Consider the following 20,443-nt stretch of genomic DNA (forward strand, 5'->3'; position numbering starts at 1 on the left):
CGTCAGAAAGCGTGGTCTGATGCTTCTTAACCAGCTGCGGCTCAAAGGTGCCGTTACGATCGCGCGGAGTTGCCAGTTCGAAGCTGCCGGTCGGCGCTTTGATGGTCTTCTTACCGGAACCATTTTTACGGTTGGCTTCCACATCCTGAGCCAGATGTGAATCAAGCTCAGCAGCAAGAGCGGCTTCAGTTAACTGTTTGATTAATGGCGTTAAGATACCATCCTTTCCGGTTAATGCCTGACCGGACTGGAGAGCCTTAAGTGCTTTGTCAAAATCGAAGGGCTGGGACATGTGTCATTCCTTTTTGATTGTATATTACTGGAATGACACAGAATTTCTAACACTCCCGACAACACCTTAAGAGATTTGAGAAGGCTTTTAAGCCTGTTAATTTCAATACACAGGGGGCATTCTCAAAAGCCACTTTCTAAGAAGGTGGTCTTTTACTTTCGCCGTGAACTCGTCGGCGATCACAATTGCTAAAAAACGTAAAAAGCCTGGTAATTATTACAATTGTCCGGGGGCGCACTTCTTCTAATACTTTAGCCTGTAGTGAGCGGCGCGAAGTCATATTCGCGTCAGGTTGAAATATCCATTTTCACCTCACAAGGCTGATAAAATGACCCTATCCTCTGTTCTCAGTACCAAAGATAAAATAGGTTATGGCCTCGGCGATATGGCCAGCGCACTAGTCTGGCAAACGGCCACACTGTTTCTCGCTTATTTCTATACCGATGTTTTTGGTTTACCCGCCGCTATTATGGGCACCATGTTTTTAGTGGTGCGGGTAATTGATGCGTTTGCTGACCCCTGTATTGGCGCACTGGTTGATCGCACGCAAACCCGTCACGGACGTTTCCGTCCGTGGTTGCTGTGGTTTGCGATTCCGTTTGGCGTCAGTTGCATTATCACTTTCTATGTGCCGGATGCGGGCCCAACGGCAAAAATCATCTATGCCTGCGTGACCTACGCGATCCTGAGTTTTATCTACTCCGCGATAAATGTACCGTACTGTGCGATGCCCGGCGCGTTGACCATGGACCCGCAGGAACGCCATTCCCTGCAATCGTGGCGTTTTTGTCTGTCATTTATCGGCGGATTGATCGTGACGGTGATTGCGTTACCTCTGGTGGCACAGCTCGGTAACGGTAACGATCAGAAGGGCTATTTTTACGCGATGAGTATGATGGGCGTGCTGGGTATTTTGCTGTTCTTTGGCTGCTTCTTTATGACCCGTGAGCGTTATACGCCGAATAATGACAGTTCAGGATCACTATTCAGCGATCTCAAATTAGTGGCGAAAAATAGCCAGTGGCGGATTGTTTTTCTGTTTAATATTTTATTGCTTACCGCCGTGGTGACGCGTGGCTCGGCTACCATGTATTACGTCAAATATGTATTACAGCGCCCGGAAATGGTCTTTACTTTTATTGTTTCTGGCATGATTGCTGCGCTGCTTGGTGCATTATTCTCCGCACGTTTGCTAGGGAAATTTGATCGTGTTCGTGCCTATCAATGGACCATCATTACTTTTGTTGCGTTTGCCGCACTGATATTTATCATTCCGCCAACGCAAGTGTGGCTTATATTCGGCCTTAACATTGTTTTCAGCTTTATTCAGAATCTCACCACTCCGCTACAGTGGACCATGTTTTCCGATGTGGTGGATTACGAAGAGCACCGCAGCGGACGACGCCTTGATGGTCTGGTGTTCTCGACGGCGCTGTTTGCCATCAAGTTCGGTCTTGCGCTTGGAGGTGCCGTTGTTGGTTGGGTGCTGGGCGCGGTGGATTATGTACCGAATCAGGCGCAGCAAACGGCCAGCGTTCTGACCACCATCAATGCGTTGTTTACGCTGATCCCTTGTCTGCTGTTTATCAGCATGGTGCTGTTGCTTACCCGCTACAAACTGAATAGCCAGGTGACCGACACCATCGCTCGTGAACTGATCCGCAAACGCGACGCCAGCAATTCAGTGACACCCCCTCAAACTACCCCGGATTTCAGTAACACAGGAGTGACCCGATGAGCGCAATTTATCATGATTCTTACCGCCCGGTTTCTGAACGCGTGGCCGATCTGCTTGCCCGGATGACACCGGAAGAGAAATTCGCCCAGATGCATGCGTTGTGGCTGGTGCTGTCAGAAGATGGTGACCACCGAGAACGCAGCGATCTGAGCGACGAATTTGCCGGCGTCAGCGCCCAGGCGGCACTGACTGAACGGTTAACACGCGGCATTGGGCAGATAACCCGTCCGCTCGGTACGCATATCGTTGATGCGCAAAGCGGAGTAAGGGCCGCTAACCGGCTGCAAAAAACCCTGGTAGAAGATACGCGGCTGGGGATCCCTGCGCTGTTTCACGAAGAGTGTCTGGTAGGCTTGTTATGCAAAGATGCCACGCTATTTCCTTCATCACTCAACTATGGTTCGACCTGGGATCCTGCGCTGATCAAACGTGCCGCACAGCAAATCGGTGAGGAAGCGCACAGCACCGGTTGCAGGCAGGGGCTGGCACCGGTGCTGGATGTTTCGCGCGATGTGCGCTGGGGCCGCACCGAGGAGACGTTTGGTGAAGATCCCTGGCTGGTGGGCGTGATGGCTTGTGCTTATGTTGATGGGTTGCAGGGAGAGCAAGGCGATATTCTGGCGACGCTCAAACACTATGTTGGCCATTCTTTCAGCGAAGGTGCGCGCAACCATGCGCCGGTACATCTGGGTTTTTGCGAACTGAACGATACCTTTTTGTTGCCCTTTGAAATGGCCGTCAAACTGGCGAAAGCCGGTTCGGTGATGCCCGCCTATCACGACATCGATAATCAACCCGGGCACAGCGATCATTTCCTGTTGACTACGCTGCTACGCGAAGAGTGGGGATTTGATGGCATTATCGTTGCTGATTATGGCGGTGTTAGTCTGCTCCATCAGCATCACGGTGTCAGTCATGATGCAGCAGAATCGGCGGCATTAGCCTTTAATGCCGGGCTGGATATTGAATTGCCAAAAGATGACTGCGCCCGTCATCTGGCGGAGGCGGTTGAGCGCGGGCTGATTTCAATGGCGAAGATCGATGAAATCGTCGCCCGCGTGCTGGCGGTTAAATTCCGCCTTGGATTGTTCGAACAGCCCTATACGGATGAGCGACGCATCGTGTTGCAATCTGATGCTGCGCGGCAGGCTGCGCGTGACGTGGCAACTCGTTCGCTGACCTTACTGGAGAATAACGGTATTCTGCCGCTGCGCGGAGCGCCAAAAGTGGCGGTGGTTGGCCCGACAGCGGACGATCCGCTGGCTCTGCTCAGTGGTTACAGCTTCCCGGTACATTTGATTATCAGCGATATGCTGGAAGAGATCTCGCAGGTCACTACGCCGCTGGCGGCCTTGCGGCAGACGCTGGGCGAGGGCAATGTTCGCTATGCGAAAGGTTGCCATATCATAGAAAAACGCATGGCGGGAGCGCCGGTCTTCCCGGGCGATGCTTCCGGCAAACCGATGCAGCAATCGCCAGTTTCCATGGATCAAAGCCTGATCCCGCAGGCGGTTCGTGCGGCGCAGGAGAGTGATGTGGTGATTGCCTGCGTGGGCGATCTCGCCGGGCTATTCCAGAGCGGTACGGTGGGTGAAGGCTCCGACACGGACAGTCTGTCACTGCCCGGTGTGCAACAGCAATTGCTTGAGGCGCTGGTGGATACTGGTAAACCCGTGGTGGTGGTGATGACTGGTGGGCGTCCTTACAACCTGCAAGGGCTGGAAACACGTGTCGCAGCCTGGCTAATGGCATGGGCGCCTGGTCAGGAGGGTGGCTACGCCATTGCCGATGTGCTGACCGGCTGTGCAGAACCACAGGGACGACTGGTAGTGAGCGTGCCGAAAAGCGCGGGTGCAATGCCCTATTATTACAACCATAAACTAAAAAGCGGCGGGACGCCGTTCGCCTTCCATTTTGGCTCCCGCTACCCGTTCGGTTACGGACTGAGCTGGACGCAGTTCGATTACGCGCCTCTGGTCTTGTTGACGCCGGAAGTGGCTATTGATGGCGAGATCGCATTACAGGTTCGGGTCACCAATGTTGGTGAACGCAGCGGCAGTGAAGTTGTTCAGATATACGTGCGCGATAAAGTGGCTTCGATGGTGCGCCCGGTACAGGAGCTAAAAGCGTTCCAGCGCGTGGATCTTTCCCCAGGAGAAACAGCAACGCTGACCTTTACGCTGCCCGTGGATATGCTCAATTTCACGCGGCGCGACGGCAAGCGTATTGTCGAGTCGGGCGAGTTTGAGTTGCAGGCTGGCGCATCATCGGGCGATATACGCGCGACAGCAACGGTAAATGTTACCGGCGAAACGCGGGTGCTGCCAGTTGCATGGAGAATGATGAGCTGCTGCGAAATCAACCGCCAGGAAAACAGCCCATCTGCGGACTGACTCCCATAAAAGCGCTGTGTTTGATAATGGTACAGCGTGGGGATTGGTAAAGCGCGATGAAGCAAAAAAAAAGCCCATCGTGGGAGATGGGCAAAGACTACACACAGCAATTCGTTGTTTCACTCAGGGGATTTCCATGCTTATAAACCAAGGTGTTGATTTATAACCGTGGCCTTATAGTAGGCATGGGGCTTTTTTGAGTCGATCAGATTCGTCTCATTAGTTTAATGGTCTTGAAGAATATATGCGGGAAATGCCACATTCTGCGGGCTGCAGAGGGGGTCAACCAGGTTTGATTACTTTAAATGATAAGCGCGGCTTAATGATTATTTAAGGCGGGCTACCCCGCCTTAAGACTATTTCAGGAAGAGGCTCCTGAATTTTGCTTATCATTCAATACATCTTCTGATCGCGTAGTCGGTTCGGGTACTTCATTCACCCATGCGGAGAAAAGACGCCACGAGACGGCCAGCAGTACCGGGCCGATAAACAGGCCGATCATACCAAATGCGATTAGCCCGCCGATGACGCCGGAGAGGATCAAAATCAGCGGTAAGTCTGCGCCCATGCGAATAAGCGCCGGGCGGATAAAGTTATCCAGTGTGGCGACCACGCAGCTCCAGACCAATAGCACGGTGCCCCAGGTGGAGTCGCCGCTCCAGTAAAGCCAGATGATCGCCGGAACCAGCACCAACAATGGCCCAATCTGGATAAGACAGGTCATCAGCATCACCACGGTGAGCAGCGTAGCGTAAGGGACGCCGGAGATGGCCAGCCCGAGCCCTCCCAGAACCGCCTGCACCAGCGCGGTCACTACCACACCCAGCGCCACCGCACGGATAGCCTGGCCGGCGAGCAATACCGCTGCATCGCCACGCCTGGCCGCCAGACGAATGGCAAAATGGCGAATCCCCTGCGCAACCTGCTCGCCTCGCCAGTAGAGTAAGGCGCTGAATAATAGCATCAGGCCGCAGTGCAGCATCAAGCGTCCAATATGCGCGGCCTGGCTGACAAACCACGTCGTGGTTGTACCAATGTAAGGTCGTAGTTTCGCCATAATTGCGCTGCCGCCCATGTCCAGCAGGTTATGCCAGCCGCTATAGAGCTTTGCACCGACCAGCGGAATTCTGTTCAGCCATGCCAGATCGGGTGGCGACATCGAACCCGTGGTAATGGCATGAATAACCGGGCCGCTGGAGTCCACCAGGCTGTTCACCAGCAGGGCAACGGGAACAATAAACAGCAGGATTAATAGCAACATCATCACCAACACCGCCAGCGAGCGTCGGCCAAACAGCAAGCGCTGCAGACGTAACAGCAACGGCCAGGTGGCTATCACCACGGTTCCGGCCCAGGCAAAACCGAGGATAAACGGCTGAATAATCCACAAGCAGGCGATAATCATGATTGCTAAAAACAGTACCGACAGCATCACTTGCGGCACATCCCTGGACTGACGTAGATCAACCATATGGTTTACACACCTTTATTAAGTTGCGGAAGAGTGGGCATTGCAGGAAAAGGCCCGTGATAATGATTAATGATTTCAGAGCGTTTGCCCAGCCCGATTGTGCCTGCAATTCTCTGGGCGTATAAGAAAAAAATGTGATACAACGATGCATGCTTAAAGCAAACGATTACCTATTCACAACACTTACCATCAGGCAGGGTCAAGCATAATGATCCCACAGATTTCCCAGGCACCCGGCGTTGTTCAGCTGGTGCTGAATTTTTTGCAAGCACTGGAGCAGCAAGGTTTTACAGGTGATACCGCCACAAATTATGCCGACAGGCTGACAATGGCGACAGACAACAGTATTTACCAGTTATTACCCGATGCAGTCGTTTTCCCCCGTTCAACATCTGATGTTGCACTGATTACCCGTCTGGCGGCCGAAGAGCGCTTCCGCACGCTGGTGTTTACGCCGCGCGGAGGTGGCACCGGCACCAATGGCCAGGCGTTGAATCAGGGCATTATTGTCGATATGTCCCGCTATATGAACCGCATTATGGAGATCAACCCGGAAGAGGGCTGGGTGCGCGTTGAAGCGGGCGTCATTAAGGATCAGCTTAACCAGTTCCTGAAACCTTACGGTTTCTTTTTCGCGCCGGAGCTCTCCACCAGTAACCGCGCGACACTTGGCGGAATGATCAACACCGATGCTTCCGGTCAGGGTTCACTGGTGTACGGTAAAACATCCGATCACGTTTTGGGCGTGCGCGCGGTGCTGCTGGGCGGTGATATTCTCGATACGCAGGCGATGCCGGTGGCGCTGGCGGAAACGCTGGGCAAGGCCAACACAGCGATTGGTCGCGTCTACAAAACCGTACTTGAGCGTTGTCGTGATAATCGCCAGTTGATCCTCGATAAATTTCCGAAACTGAACCGTTTCCTGACCGGCTACGACCTGCGTCACGTCTTTAATGATGAGATGACGGAGTTCGATCTCACCCGCGTGTTAACCGGGTCGGAAGGGACGCTGGCGTTTATCACTGAAGCACGGCTCGATATCACCCGACTACCGAAAGTGCGTCGTCTGGTGAACATAAAATATGATTCGTTTGATTCCGCCTTGCGCAATGCGCCGTTTATGGTGGAAGCGCGCGCGCTGTCGGTGGAGACCGTGGATTCGAAAGTACTGAACCTGGCGCGGGAAGATATCGTCTGGCATTCAGTGAAAGAACTGATTACCGATGTGCCGGACAAAACGCTGCTCGGCCTGAATATTGTTGAGTTCGCTGGTGACGATCAGGAATTAATTGAGGGTCAGATCGCGGCGCTGTGCCAGCGGCTGGATGCACTGATGGCCAACGGTGAAGGTGGGGTCATTGGCTGGCAGCTTTGCGAGGATTTGGCCGGGATTGAGCGTATTTATGCGATGCGTAAAAAAGCGGTCGGTCTGCTGGGTAACGCGAAAGGGGCGGCTAAACCGATCCCGTTTGCTGAAGATACCTGCGTACCGCCGGAACATCTGGCAGATTATATCGTTGAGTTCCGCGCGCTGCTGGACAGCCACGGTCTGAGCTACGGCATGTTCGGTCATGTGGATGCCGGGGTGCTGCACGTGCGGCCTGCGCTGGATATGTGCGATCCGCAGCAGGAAGTATTGATGAAATCCATTTCTGATGAGGTGGTGGCGCTGACGGCGAAATATGGCGGTCTGCTGTGGGGAGAGCACGGGAAAGGGTTCCGCGCCGAGTACAGCCCGGCCTTTTTCGGCACTCAACTCTATGGCGAGCTGCGCAAAATCAAAGCGGCATTCGATCCTGAGAATCGCCTGAATCCTGGTAAAATTTGTCCGCCAGAGGGTGTGGATGCGCCAATGAAACAGGTGGATGACGTCAAACGCGGCACCCTGGATCGACAAATTCCCATCGCGGTGCGTACCTCATGGCGCGGGGCGATGGAGTGTAACGGCAATGGTCTGTGCTTTAACTTTGATGTGAAAAGCCCAATGTGCCCGTCAATGAAGATTTCCGCCAACAGAATCCACTCACCGAAAGGGCGCGCGATGCTGGTGCGCGAGTGGCTGCGCTTGCTGGCGGATCGCGGCGTTGATCCGCTGAAGCTGGAAAAAGAGCTGCCGGAAAAACGCGCCAGCCTGCGTACATTGATTGAGCGTACCCGCAACAGCTGGCATGCACGGCGCGGGGAGTATGATTTTTCGCACGAGGTGAAAGAGGCGATGTCCGGGTGTCTGGCCTGCAAAGCTTGCTCCACACAGTGCCCGATTAAAATTGATGTGCCGGAATTCCGTTCGCGCTTCCTGCAACTCTATCACAGCCGTTATCTGCGTCCGGTGCGCGATCACCTGGTTGCCACAGTGGAAAGTTATGCGCCGCTAATGGCGCGTGCGCCGAAAACATTTAACTTTTTTATGAGTCAGCCGTGGGTGCGTTCGCTGTCGGCCAAACATATTGGCATGGTCGATTTACCGCTGTTGTCAGTGCCCTCCCTGCAGCGCCAGATGGTGGGTCACCGCACGGCGAATATGACGCTGGAGCAGCTTGAAAAGCTCAATGCTGCGCAGAAAGCGAAAACGGTGCTAGTGGTACAGGATCCATTCACCAGCTATTACGATGCGCAGGTAGTCGCTGACTTTGTGCGGCTGGTGGAGAAACTCGGCTTTGAGCCGGTAGTGCTACCATTCTCGCCAAACGGCAAGGCGCAGCACATTAAAGGGTTCCTCAGCCGTTTTGCCAAAACCGCGCAAAAGACCGCCGATTTCCTCAATCGCGTGGCGCAACTGGGAATGCCGATGGTCGGTGTCGATCCGGCTCTGGTGTTGTGCTATCGCGACGAGTACAAACTGGCGCTGGGCGATAAGCGCGGTGATTTTCATGTTCAGTTGGTGCATGAGTGGCTGCCTGCGGCGCTGGTGCATGTCGAGCCCCGCGCGATGAGTGGCGAACCGTGGTATCTGTTCGGCCACTGTACGGAAGTGACGGCATTGCCGGGCGCGCCAGGGCAGTGGGCGACGATCTTTGCTCGTTTCGGCGCGAAGCTGGAAAATGTCAGTGTAGGCTGCTGCGGCATGGCCGGTACTTACGGCCATGAAGTGAAGAACCACGCCAGTTCGCTGGGCATTTATGAACTGTCCTGGCACCAGGCAATACAGCGTCTGCCGCGCAAACGCTGTCTGGCGACTGGCTATTCCTGTCGTAGCCAGGTGAAGCGCATTGAGGGTAACGGCGTACGTCATCCATTGCAGGCTTTGCTGGAGATACTGGGATGATCTGGAAACGTGTAGTCACGCTGGAAGCGCTTAATGCCATGGGCGACGGCAATATGGTTGGCCTGCTGGATATCCGCTTTGAGCGCATCACGGATGATGCGCTGGAAGCCTCTATGCCGGTAGATGAACGTACGCATCAGCCGTTTGGCCTGCTGCATGGAGGCGCGTCGGTTGTGCTGGCGGAGACGCTTGGCTCGGTGGCTGGCTATTTATGCACCGAAGGGGAGCAAAAAGTGGTAGGGCTGGAGGTTAATGCGAACCACTTGCGTTCGGTGCGAAGTGGCCGGGTTCGTGGCGTTTGTCAGGCGCTGTATACGGGCGGACGCCATCAGGTCTGGCAAATCGATCTGTTTGATGAACAGTCGCGGCTTTGCTGCTCATCCCGCCTGACCACAGCAATTGTCTGACCAGCTTCGGCGGAGGCAATCCGCCGAAAATATTCATTTTTTCTTCATCATTCTCATCATCTCTTTTTAACGCTTCGTGCTATAGTGCGCTGCACAGGATGTATCGTTTCGGCGCCTTCTGCTGCAGCGAATAGCTGTAACGCGTAATGACTTGATGAAGTGATTCATTGTCTCCTTAAGCGCTACTGAATTTAGGCTTTAAGGTAACAATGATGGCATCGTTTAAACTCGCACTCCTGCACCCACGCTACTGGGTGACCTGGAGCGGTCTGGCTCTGCTCTGGCTGCTCGTTCAACTTCCTTATCCCGTTCTGGTCCGCCTTGGCGCGGGGCTTGGACAATACTCCCGCCGTTTTCTGAAGCGTCGCGAACGCATCGCGCGCCGTAATCTTGAACTCTGCTTTCCGGTTATGAGCGAAGCGCTGCGTGATGCGCTGATCGGCAAAAATTTTATGTCTCTTGGTATGGGATTGATCGAAACCGGCATGGCATGGTTCTGGTCGGATAAACGTGTGCGCCGCTGGTTTGATGTTGAAGGTTACCAGCATCTACAGGCCGCGCAGGCCAGCGGACGGGGCGTAATGGTTGTCGGAGTACATTTCATGTCGCTGGAACTGGGCGGCCGAGTGATGGGATTGTGCCAGCCAATGATGGCTACCTATCGCCAGCACAATAACCCGCTGATGGAGTGGGTGCAGACGCGCGGGCGTATGCGTTCTAATAAAAATATGATTGATCGTCGCAACCTGAAAGGGCTGGTGAATGCGTTAAAACAAGGGGAAGCCGTCTGGTTTGCGCCGGATCAGGACTATGGTCGCAAGGGAAGCACCTTCGCGCCGTTTTTCTCGGTGAAAAATGCCGCCACCACTAACGGCACGTATGTGCTTTCGCGCCTGTCGGGCGCTAAAATATTGACGGTAACGATGGTCCGCAAAACCGATGGCTCCGGTTATTCGTTGCATATTGGTTCCGCGTTAAATGATTATCCATGCGCGGATGAGTTTGCGGCGGCCAGCTATATGAATAAAGTGATTGAGCGTGAAATTTTGCGCGCGCCGGAACAGTATCTGTGGATCCATCGCCGTTTTAAAACTCGTCCGCTCGGCGAGCCTTCGCTCTATAACTAATCTCTTTTCTCAGCGCCCCAACTTCGGGGCGTTGTATTACATGACGTTAAAATTGACACGGGATGCTTATGGTCAGGTTTATTGTGGTCAGTTGTTTTACCCTCTTTTCTGCATGTTCGTTCGCTGCCGGTATCAACCTCTCCTGCGATGAATATACTGCTGTTGTTGAACCTGACGGGCTTACCGTCAACGGCCATCGTTATACCAATCCGCAAGAGAAGCCGTTCGATCTCTCTGACGATTACACTGGTCGCTCTCTGATTTATACCGACAGCCAGGATCAGAACAACCAGAGCAACTGGGTGGCCATCAACATCATCACGCAGATCTCCAGCGGTAAAAAAGCCTTCTTCTTTTCGAATAGCAAACACACGGATGATAAAGCCATCATCTGTACGCGTAAGGATGCAGGGCAGTAAGGTTAAAAGCCTTCCAGCAGTCGCAACTGACTGAAGGTTAACGGGCGGGAGAAAATGTATCCTTCGATGCCGATATGGCTGTAGCGGCTGAGCAGTGCAAGATCGGATGAACGTTCCACGCCCTCGCAAATTACATGCGTCCCAGGCGGGATCACCTTGTCGATCAAATTGTGCAGTGTTGATAATTTTGCCGGGCTGGTGGCAATGCCGTAAATAAGCGTTCGCGCGAGTTTAATTGTGTCAAAGCGAAACAGCCGCAGGCTGTCGGCGGATTCATCCAGGCTGCCAAAATTATCTAACAAGAGCATAAAACCATAGGTTCTCGCCTGCTCTAAAAACGCCTGGCAATCTCTATGTGGTGTATCAGTCAGCCACTTACCAATCTCAATCTCAATGCGTTGTGGCGCTATATGATGATGTCCGCACCGCTGGTAAAGGCTGGCGAGGTACGCCATATCATTCATTAACTGAGCAGGAAGTTTGAATGATACCGTGATACCTTCTTTCATTTTCAACAGTTCGCAGACGGTCTCAAACAAAAAATCGCTAACTGCTTTAATGGTTTCTCTCTCAAGAATATCGAAGGATTGTTCTACTGGAAGCCAACGATCTTTGGCATTATAAATTTTGGCAAGAACTTCGTAGCGGAAAATATTTTTTCCAGAAAGATGCATGACGGGGTTAAACTCTGCGTTAACACTAAGTTTTTTGCCCGCAATTTCCAATGTTGTTATATTCATTATCCCTGAATCAGCTCCCACTCAAAAGAACAGGTCTAACCACTATATAATTTTTCGATTCTACACAACTCATCATAAAGTTTGAAAATTGTTTTGAATGATCGATCCTCTCTTTTCGATAGCCTGTATCTATTACTATTATTAAAATGATCGCTTAAATCTATAAATAAATATGGCCTTTTATTTTATGTATTTTTATTGTGTCAGTTTTATCAACTAATGATTTGTGTTTTGTATTATTTATCTCCTTGTTTTTCTGCGGTAAAGTGGACTCAACGCAAATTTATACGTGCTTACCGCCTATAGCAGGATTCACCAAAAGTGTAAACTTTGGCGCATATCACCCCTTTTCAGTCTGAAGATTTCCTGCCACTGCTTCACATCACGTTATTCGTTGATCTTTTTTTGATCTTTTTTAGTCATGAATGTGCTCCGGGAAGATGTATTTTTAACAGGCATATCGACCGAAGACAGTGGGAGATTAAAAAATGAAATATTATTTTGTGGCAATATCACTTCCGCTTTTGTGTACCGATGAGAGGGAAAGCCTTAAAGAAATAAATATGCTCCGAATGCGCTAATAAAACCCTTTCAAATTTGCGATTAATGAATTGCGTATGCAAGGGACGCGATGAGTACTGAAAATAACAAAAGTCGATCGCGGTATTTTTATACGCTATTGCTGTACGTCAAAAATATCGTGCGTGAGTTGTGGGTGTCGCAATATGTACGTTGAAGTCAGGCGATGAGCCTGTGCGATCTCCACTCTCCATCGGCGGGGGAGTGGAGTATCACGGAGAGTTATAACGGCCTGGAGAGGAAGTCCTCAATCAAGCGCAGCACCACCTCAGGGCTTTCACGGTTGCTGATATGTGCAGCATTCGGGACCAGCGTGAAATCGCAGCCCAGCTTTTCAGCCCGACATTGTTGCCTTCATCAACTTTCTCCATGTTTGCAGGGCGTAGCCTGGATTTAAACCAGGCGATCTCTTACAGGAGATATTTTCGCCGCGTTGGGTGAGAAAATCTTAATTGCAGAGAAACGTCTTAAGCTGTGGCCAATGCGATATCGCAAATGTCGCTGTTTTTTCCATTGCGATCTCTGTTCACATAACCGTGGGTTTTATCGCGATTGGTGAAGATGAAATGGGCCTAAATGGAGCATGTGCTTCTGTTTTTTGATAACCCACTACCTTTTTAAGGCGATGTCTTTTTGATCCTATCTCAAAAATAGGTATTGCCTATACATCTTATCTTTTTCGCCGGATGTTCGCGGTTGGTTGTTTTAAATTCATTACTTATCAATCTCTTAAACATTTTTTCACTTATCTGTAAAGCCTTTGCCTGGAGACTATGCTTATAGCAACCGTTGAAAAAAGAGCTACAGGGGGAATACCCCTGCGGGAAAGAGGTTGAAGTGAGAATGATTGTCACTACCATAGCATTATGCCCTTCGAATCTGGTGAGTTGAGGTAACGTGATGGAATCATTTAATCCGGAAGATTTTGCGTGGCGCGGGCTGACCATGACGCCTGCCGCTGCTGAACATATTCGTACGCTGGCCAGTAAACAAGCCGGTGTGCTGGGTGTGCGGCTCGGTATTAAGCAGACGGGCTGTGCGGGCTTTGGTTATGTGCTGGATACCGTGACGGAGCCGAATGTCGACGATTTGCTGTATGAATCCGCAGGCGCGCGCCTTTACGTTTCACTTCAGGCGATGCCCTTTATTGATGGCACTGAAGTGGATTATGTGCGTGAAGGGTTAAATCAGATCTTCAAATTTCATAACCCGAAAGCCCAGCACGAATGTGGCTGTGGCGAAAGCTTTGGGGTATAGGCGGTACTATGTCTCGTAATACTGAAGCAACTGACGATGTCAAAATCTGGACCGGTAACCTCAATTATAAAGAGGGGTTCTTTACGCAATTAACCACCGATGAGCTGGCGAAAGGCATCAATGAAGATGTCGTGCGGGCGATCTCGGCAAAACGTAACGAGCCGGAGTGGATGCTGGAGTTCCGTCTGAGTGCTTTTCGTGCCTGGCTTGAAATGGAAGAGCCGCACTGGCTGAAAGCGCACTATGACAAACTGAATTATCAGGACTACAGCTACTATTCGGCGCCATCTTGCGGTAATTGCGATGACACGTGCGTCTCGCAGCCTGGTGCTGTGCAACAGACAGGCGCGAACGCGTATCTGACTGATGAAGTGGAAGCCGCGTTTAACCAACTGGGCGTACCGGTGCGTGAAGGCAGAGAAGTGGCGGTGGACGCCATTTTCGACTCGGTTTCTGTTGCCACCACTTACCGCGAGAAACTGTCGGAGCAGGGCATTATTTTCTGCTCGTTCGGTGAGGCTATTCACGATCATCCCGAACTGGTGAAAAAGTACCTCGGTACCGTGGTGCCATCGAATGACAACTTCTTTGCTGCGCTGAATGCTGCAGTTGCCTCCGACGGCACGTTTATTTATATCCCGAAAGGCGTGCGTTGCCCGATGGAACTGTCCACCTATTTCCGTATCAATGCGGAGAAAACTGGCCAGTTCGAACGTACTATTCTGGTGGCTGATGAAGGCAGTTATGTCAGCTATATCGAAGGTTGCTCCGCGCCGGTGCGCGATAGCTACCAGCTTCACGCGGCAGTGGTGGAAGTGATCATCCACAAAGATGCCGAAGTAAAATACTCCACCGTGCAGAACTGGTTCCCCGGCGACAACAACACGGGCGGCATTCTTAACTTCGTCACCAAGCGCGCGCTGTGTGAAGGCGAAAACAGCAAGATGTCGTGGACGCAATCAGAAACCGGTTCGGCCATTACGTGGAAATATCCGAGCTGCATTCTGCGTGGTGACAACTCCATTGGCGAGTTCTTCTCCGTGGCGCTGACCAGCGGACATCAGCAGGCCGACACCGGTACCAAGATGATCCACATCGGCAAGAACACCAAATCGACCATTATTTCGAAAGGGATCTCGGCCGGACATAGCCAGAACAGCTATCGCGGACTGGTGAAAATCATGCCGACGGCAACGAATGCCCGTAACTTTACCCAGTGCGACTCGATGCTGATCGGTCCGGACTGTGGTGCGCATACTTTCCCGTATGTTGAATGTCGTAATAACAGCGCCCAGCTTGAACACGAAGCCACAACCTCGCGCATTGGCGAAGATCAACTGTTCTATTGCCTGCAACGTGGTATCAGCGAGGATGATGCTATCTCGATGATTGTTAACGGTTTCTGTAAAGATGTCTTCTCCGAGTTGCCGCTGGAATTTGCCGTTGAAGCGCAAAAACTGCTGGCTATCAGCCTTGAACACAGCGTCGGTTAAGAATTAAAGGATAATAAATGTTAAGTATCAATGATTTGCAGGTGAGCGTTGAAGGCAAAGCAATCCTGCGCGGTTTGAGTCTGAGCGTTCGTCCAGGCGAAGTGCATGCCATCATGGGGCCGAACGGTTCCGGGAAAAGTACGCTTTCCGCAACCCTCGCCGGACGTGAAGATTATGAAGTCGTTGGTGGCCGCGTGGAATTTAAAGGCAAAGATTTGCTGGAACTGTCGCCGGAAGATCGCGCCGGGGAAGGTATCTTTATGGCCTTTCAGTATCCGGTAGAAATTCCCGGCGTTAGCAACCAGTTCTTTTTACAGACGGCGCTGAATGCGGTGAGGAAATATCGCGGCAAGGACGAGCTTGATCGCTTCGATTTTCAGGATCTGATGGAAGATAAAATCAAACTGCTGAAGATGCCGGAAGATCTGCTGACTCGTTCGGTGAACGTGGGTTTCTCTGGGGGGGAGAAGAAGCGTAACGATATTCTGCAAATGGCGGTGCTGGAACCGGACCTCTGCATTCTTGATGAAACTGACTCCGGGCTGGATATTGATGCGCTGAAAATCGTTGCTGACGGGGTGAACGCCCTCCGCGATGGGAAACGGGCTTTTATTATCGTCACACACTACCAGCGTATTCTCGATTACATCAAACCCGACTTTGTGCATGTGTTGTATCAGGGGCGCATCGTGAAGTCCGGCGATTTCACGCTGGTTAAGCAACTGGAGGAGCAGGGCTATGGCTGGCTTACCGAACAGCAGTAACGCGCTGCAACAGTGGCACCACCTGTTCGAAACCCAGGGCGGATCGCGCTCGGAAGTGGCGCAACAGCATTTGCAACAAATGTTGCGCTTAGGCCTGCCAACGCGCAAACAGGAGAACTGGAAATACACCCCGCTTGAGGGATTACTGAATAACCAGTTTGTTAGTGCGTGCGCCACGGTAAACACCGCGCAGCGTGATGCGCTGGCGTTACCGGTGGATGCCATCAGGTTAGTGTTTGTCGATGGACAGTTCAGCGCAGAATTAAGCGATGAGATAGCCGGTTCCGGTTTTGAAGTGACGTTCAGCGACGCACGCCATGTTCTGCCAGCACCGGTGCAGCCGGAGATGTTCCTGCATCTGACTGAAAGCCTGGCGCAGAACATGACCTGGATTCAGGTCGCGCGCAATCAACGCCCGACGAAACCTTTGTTGCTGATGCATATCACTCAGGGGCTGGCGGGCGAGGAGATGAACACCGCGCATTATCGCCATCATCTCGAACTGGCGCAGGGCGCCGAAGCGACAATCTATGAGCATTATGTCAGCCTCAACGAACAGCCACACTTTACCGGTTCGCGTCTGACGATGAATGTGGAGGCAAATGCACATTTGCACCATGTGAAGCTGGCGTTTGAAAACCCGCAAAGCTATCACTTTTCGCATAACGATCTTCTTCTGGGAGCCGATGCGGCGGCTGACAGTCATAGCTTCCTGCTCGGCGGCCTGGTTTTGCGCCATCACACCAGTACGCAACTGAATGGTGAAAACACGCAGCTTAATATCAACAGCCTGGCGATGCCGGTGAAATCAGAAGTGTGCGACACCCGCACCTGGCTTGAACACAACAAAGGTTATTGCAACAGCCGCCAGTTACATAAAACTATTGTCAGCGATAAAGGACGGGCGGTGTTCAACGGTTTAATCAACGTTGCGCAACACGCGATTAAAACCGACGGCCAGATGACCAACAATAATCTGCTGTTAGGACGTCTGGCGGAAATAGATACCAAACCGCAACTGGAAATTTATGCTGACGATGTGAAGTGCAGCCACGGCGCAACAGTTGGCCGTATTGATAATGAACAGATGTTTTATCTGCGCTCGCGCGGTATTAACCAGCAGGCGGCGCAGAAAATGATCATCCATGCTTTTGCCGCTGAACTGACGGAAGTGATTAGCGACGAAGCGTTGAAAGAACAGGTTCTGGCGCGTATCAGTCAGCGCCTGGCAGGGGGCGTAGCATGAGTTTTCCCGTGAACGCGGTACGCGCCGATTTTCCGGTGTTGCTGCGTGAAGTGAACGGATCGCCGTTGGCTTACCTCGACAGCGCTGCCAGCGCGCAAAAACCGAATCAGGTAATTGATGCCGAAGCGGAGTTTTACCGCCACGGTTACGCTGCCGTGCATCGGGGGATCCATACCCTTAGTGCGGAAGCCACGCAGCGTATGGAGCAGGTGCGTGAGAAGGCGGCGGCGTTTCTGAACGCGCGTTTGCCGGAAGAGCTGGTATTTGTGCGCGGAACGACGGAAGGGATTAACCTGGTCGCCAATAGCTGGGGTAACAGCCAGGTGTGTGCGGGCGACAACATCATCATCAGCGCGATGGAGCACCATGCGAACATTGTGCCATGGCAGATGTTGTGTGAACGTGTGGGCGCACAGTTGCGGGTGGTCCCGCTTAACCAGGATGGCACCCTGCAATTAGAGGTGCTGCCGACACTGCTGGATAAACGCACGCGGCTACTGGCGATCACCCAAGTTTCTAACGTGCTGGGAACGGAAAACCCGGTAGCGCAGATGATCGCGTTGGCGCATCAGCACGGCGCGAAAGTGCTGGTGGACGGCGCGCAGGCTGTGATGCATCACCCGATAGACGTACAGGCGCTGGACTGCGATTTCTATGTTTTCTCCGGGCATAAATTATATGGCCCGACTGGTATTGGCGTGCTGTATGCCAAAGAGGAAATTTTGCAGGCTATGCCGCCGTGGGAAGGCGGAGGTTCAATGATTGCCACCGTCAGACTGAGGGAAGGCACTACCTACGCGAAAGCGCCGTGGCGGTTTGAAGCCGGGACGCCGAATACTGGTGGGATTATCGGGCTGGGCGCGGCGATCGATTATGTGACCGCATTGGGCCTGAAGGCGATAGGCGAGTATGAGCAGACCTTGATGCGTTATGCGCTGGCGGCGCTGGCGGAGGTGCCGGATTTGACGCTCTATGGCCCGTCACAGCGTCAGGGGGTAATTGCCTTCAACCTTGGTAAACATCACGCTTATGACGTTGGTAGTTTCCTCGATAATTATGGTATTGCCGTCCGTACCGGGCATCACTGTGCGATGCCGCTGATGGCTTTTTACAACGTGCCTGCCATGTGTCGTGCTTCGCTGGTCATGTACAATACGCAAGAAGAGGTGGATCGTCTGGTGGCTGGCCTGAAACGTATTCATCAGTTACTGGGCTAACTAAAGAGGCAAGAATGGCCGCATTACCTGATAAAGAGAAATTGCTGCGCAATTTTGCCCGCTGTGCCAACTGGGAAGAGAAGTACCTTTATATTATCGAACTGGGACAGCGGTTGCCGGCGCTGAGCGTCGTGGATCATAATCCGCAAAACATTATCCAGGGGTGTCAAAGCCAGGTCTGGATTGTGATGCATTGTAATGACGATGGCGTGATTGAGTTGGCTGGCGACAGCGATGCCGCGATTGTTAAAGGGCTTATTGCCATCGTTTTTGCACTGTACCAGCAGATGACGCCACAGGACATCATCGAGTTCGATGTTCGTCCGTGGTTCGAAAAACTCTCTTTGGCACAGCATCTCACTCCTTCACGTTCGCAGGGGCTGGAAGCAATGATCCGTGCAATCCGCTCCAAAGCTGCCAACATTAGCTAAACTCAAAGAAAAGCTTTCATTCTGTTATGCGAGGCGTTTTTTGCCTCGCTGGTTTTCAGCTTTCCGGCGTTTTGCCAGTGAATACAGGAACGACAATGAAACGCGTGTCTTTGATAACTCTCAGTCTCTTTGGCGCTATTAGCGCTCTTTCGGTGGCTCATGCGGCGGAATATACCCTGCCGGGAAACGGGAGCCGTATCATCGGTCAAAACCAGACTTACACCGTGCAGGCGGGAGATAAAAACCTGCAAACTATCGCCCGTCACTTTGATACCGCCGCAATGCTTATCATTGAAGCTAATGACACTATTGCGCCTGTGCCGAAGCCGGGAACGGTGGTCACTATTCCTTCGCAAATGTTGCTCCCCGATACGCCGCGGGAGGGAATTGTGGTCAATCTTGCGGAGTTACGGCTTTATTACTTCCCACCCGGTAAAAATAGCGTTCAGGTTTATCCCCTTGGTATTGGTCAGCAGGGCCTGGAAACACCAGTGTCTGTGACGAAGGTCAGTCAGAAAATACCTAACCCAACCTGGACGCCGACAGCGGGCATCCGCGCACGCTCACTGGCGAATGGTATTGAATTGCCGCCAGTAATACCTGCCGGGCCCAATAACCCGCTGGGACGCTTTGCGCTGCGTTTGGGGATAGGTCACGGCGAATATCTTATTCATGGCACCAATGCGCAGGACAGCGTCGGGCTGCGCGTCAGTTCCGGCTGTATGCGTATGAATGCGCCTGATATCGCAGCGCTGTTTGCCCAGGTCTCGACGGGAACCAGGGTGACTATCATCAACGAACCGGTGAAGTATGCGGTTGAGCCGGACGGCAGGCACTATATTGAGGTGCATCGCCCGTTGTCGCAGAAAGTGGAAGATAATACCCAGACGCTGCCGATAACTTTCTCCCCAACGCTGGCGTCGTTTATTACCCGGGCGGGCGGCGATAAAGTTGCGATTGATAAAGCGCTGTACCGTCGTGCGGGTTATCCGGTGATAATCCCTGCGGCAAAGCGGGCAGAAAGCCCTGACAGCGTGCTATCGGTGCAAAACAACACGAAAGCGGCAGCCATGAATGCGGAAACGGCAGAAACGGTAACGCATCAGGAGAAGGGGTAAGGGGTAAATTGCGGGCAAAAAAAATGGCGCACACTGTGCGCCATTTCATTACAGGAACTCTTACTTACGGTAAGAGTGAGCCTGGTTGTCCAGACGCTGGTTAGCGCGAGCTGCGTCATCTTTAGCAGCCTGAACGTCGGAACGGATTGCGTTCACGTCGTTGCTCAGCTGGTCAACTTTAGCGTTCAGAGTCTGAACGTCAGAAGACAGCTGATCGATTTTAGCATTGCTGGAGCAACCAGCCAGCAGAGTAGAACCCAGGATTACCGCGCCCAGTACCAGTTTAGTACGATTCATTATTAATACCCTCTAGATTGAGTTAATCTCCATGTAGCGTTACAAGTATTACACAAAGTTTTTTAGGTTGAGAATATTTTTTTGATGGGAATACCCTTAAATTTGATCGTTCGCTCAAAGAAGCACCGACTTTGAATAAAAGGTTAAAAAACGTGTGTTAAAACAGCAGGCTTCCATCGGATTCACCTT

The 20,443-nt window shown here is 52.1% G+C and carries 17 protein-coding genes and 1 other RNA gene; 13 read left to right on the top strand and 5 right to left on the bottom strand.

Annotation, left to right across the window (positions count from 1 at the left end):
• A partial coding sequence (locus tag GA0061070_RS15650) for a transposase (protein WP_208598181.1) occupies window positions 1–292 on the bottom strand: 292 nt, incomplete at its 3' end.
• Window positions 293–620: 328 nt separating this feature from the next.
• Here GA0061070_RS15650 and GA0061070_RS15655 point away from each other — a divergent pair.
• Both GA0061070_RS15655 and GA0061070_RS15660 read left to right on the top strand, forming a co-directional pair.
• Complete coding sequence (locus GA0061070_RS15655; protein ID WP_090136984.1) at window positions 621–2,030, top strand: MFS transporter; 1,410 nt, start codon at window positions 621–623, stop codon at window positions 2,028–2,030.
• Window positions 2,027–4,423 carry a glycoside hydrolase family 3 N-terminal domain-containing protein gene (locus tag GA0061070_RS15660; RefSeq protein WP_090136985.1) on the top strand — a complete coding sequence of 799 codons (2,397 nt, stop codon included), beginning with the start codon at window positions 2,027–2,029 and terminating at the stop codon, window positions 4,421–4,423. The genes GA0061070_RS15655 and GA0061070_RS15660 overlap by 4 nt, the downstream gene beginning before the upstream one ends.
• A 62-nt stretch (window positions 4,424–4,485) precedes the next feature.
• Here GA0061070_RS15660 and rprA read toward each other — a convergent pair.
• An RNA gene (rprA, locus tag GA0061070_RS15665) (antisense sRNA RprA) lies at window positions 4,486–4,593 on the bottom strand.
• A gap of 191 nt (window positions 4,594–4,784) precedes the next feature.
• A complete protein-coding gene (gene ydiK / locus GA0061070_RS15670; RefSeq protein WP_090136986.1) occupies window positions 4,785–5,894 on the bottom strand; it encodes an AI-2E family transporter YdiK in 1,110 nt (369 codons plus the stop codon).
• Between the two features lie 208 nt (window positions 5,895–6,102).
• On the opposite strand from ydiK, the gene ydiJ reads away from it, so the two are divergent.
• The 4 genes from ydiJ to GA0061070_RS15690 all read left to right on the top strand — a co-directional run bounded on the left by ydiJ (window position 6,103) and on the right by GA0061070_RS15690 (window position 11,112).
• Entirely contained in the window at window positions 6,103–9,159 is a 3,057-nt protein-coding gene (gene ydiJ, locus GA0061070_RS15675; protein ID WP_090136987.1) for a D-2-hydroxyglutarate dehydrogenase YdiJ, read from the top strand.
• Window positions 9,156–9,566: a 1,4-dihydroxy-2-naphthoyl-CoA hydrolase gene (gene menI / locus GA0061070_RS15680; protein ID WP_090136988.1), complete on the top strand. Its 411-nt coding sequence runs from the start codon at window positions 9,156–9,158 to the stop codon at window positions 9,564–9,566. The genes ydiJ and menI overlap by 4 nt, the downstream gene beginning before the upstream one ends.
• Window positions 9,567–9,775: 209 nt before the next feature.
• A complete protein-coding gene (gene lpxP, locus GA0061070_RS15685; protein ID WP_090136989.1) occupies window positions 9,776–10,693 on the top strand; it encodes a kdo(2)-lipid IV(A) palmitoleoyltransferase in 918 nt (305 codons plus the stop codon).
• Between the two features lie 68 nt (window positions 10,694–10,761).
• On the top strand, window positions 10,762–11,112 hold the full coding sequence (locus tag GA0061070_RS15690; RefSeq protein ID WP_244153156.1) for a hypothetical protein: 351 nt from the start codon (window positions 10,762–10,764) through the stop codon (window positions 11,110–11,112).
• A 2-nt stretch (window positions 11,113–11,114) separates the two neighbouring features.
• Here GA0061070_RS15690 and GA0061070_RS15695 read toward each other — a convergent pair whose 3' ends face one another.
• Entirely contained in the window at window positions 11,115–11,852 is a 738-nt protein-coding gene (locus tag GA0061070_RS15695) for an EAL domain-containing protein (RefSeq protein ID WP_090136991.1), read from the bottom strand.
• 1,479 nt (window positions 11,853–13,331) lie between these two features.
• On the opposite strand from GA0061070_RS15695, the gene sufA reads away from it, so the two are divergent.
• The 7 genes from sufA to ldtE all read left to right on the top strand — a co-directional run bounded on the left by sufA (window position 13,332) and on the right by ldtE (window position 19,957).
• Window positions 13,332–13,688 carry a Fe-S cluster assembly scaffold SufA gene (gene sufA / locus GA0061070_RS15700; protein ID WP_090136992.1) on the top strand — a complete coding sequence of 119 codons (357 nt, stop codon included), beginning with the start codon at window positions 13,332–13,334 and terminating at the stop codon, window positions 13,686–13,688.
• A gap of 8 nt (window positions 13,689–13,696) precedes the next feature.
• Window positions 13,697–15,181, top strand: coding sequence for a Fe-S cluster assembly protein SufB (sufB, locus tag GA0061070_RS15705; protein WP_090136993.1), 1,485 nt, complete (start codon window positions 13,697–13,699; stop codon window positions 15,179–15,181).
• 17 nt (window positions 15,182–15,198) lie between these two features.
• The gene (sufC, locus tag GA0061070_RS15710; protein ID WP_090136994.1) at window positions 15,199–15,945 is read left to right on the top strand and encodes a Fe-S cluster assembly ATPase SufC; all 747 of its coding nucleotides are present in this window, start codon (window positions 15,199–15,201) and stop codon (window positions 15,943–15,945) included.
• A complete protein-coding gene (sufD, locus tag GA0061070_RS15715; RefSeq protein WP_090136995.1) occupies window positions 15,920–17,191 on the top strand; it encodes a Fe-S cluster assembly protein SufD in 1,272 nt (423 codons plus the stop codon). Before sufC ends, sufD begins: the two co-directional genes overlap by 26 nt.
• Entirely contained in the window at window positions 17,188–18,408 is a 1,221-nt protein-coding gene (gene sufS, locus GA0061070_RS15720) for a cysteine desulfurase SufS (RefSeq protein ID WP_090136996.1), read from the top strand. Before sufD ends, sufS begins: the two co-directional genes overlap by 4 nt.
• A 14-nt stretch (window positions 18,409–18,422) precedes the next feature.
• On the top strand, window positions 18,423–18,839 hold the full coding sequence (gene sufE / locus GA0061070_RS15725; RefSeq protein ID WP_090136997.1) for a cysteine desulfuration protein SufE: 417 nt from the start codon (window positions 18,423–18,425) through the stop codon (window positions 18,837–18,839).
• A gap of 95 nt (window positions 18,840–18,934) precedes the next feature.
• A complete protein-coding gene (gene ldtE / locus GA0061070_RS15730) occupies window positions 18,935–19,957 on the top strand; it encodes a L,D-transpeptidase LdtE (RefSeq protein ID WP_090136998.1) in 1,023 nt (340 codons plus the stop codon).
• A 60-nt stretch (window positions 19,958–20,017) separates the two neighbouring features.
• Here ldtE and GA0061070_RS15735 read toward each other — a convergent pair whose 3' ends face one another.
• Window positions 20,018–20,254: a major outer membrane lipoprotein gene (locus GA0061070_RS15735; protein ID WP_007374746.1), complete on the bottom strand. Its 237-nt coding sequence runs from the start codon at window positions 20,252–20,254 to the stop codon at window positions 20,018–20,020.
• Window positions 20,255–20,443: the final 189 nt, after the last annotated feature.

This window comes from Kosakonia oryziphila, from assembly GCF_900094795.1.
Taxonomy (GTDB): Bacteria; Pseudomonadota; Gammaproteobacteria; order Enterobacterales; family Enterobacteriaceae; genus Kosakonia; species Kosakonia oryziphila.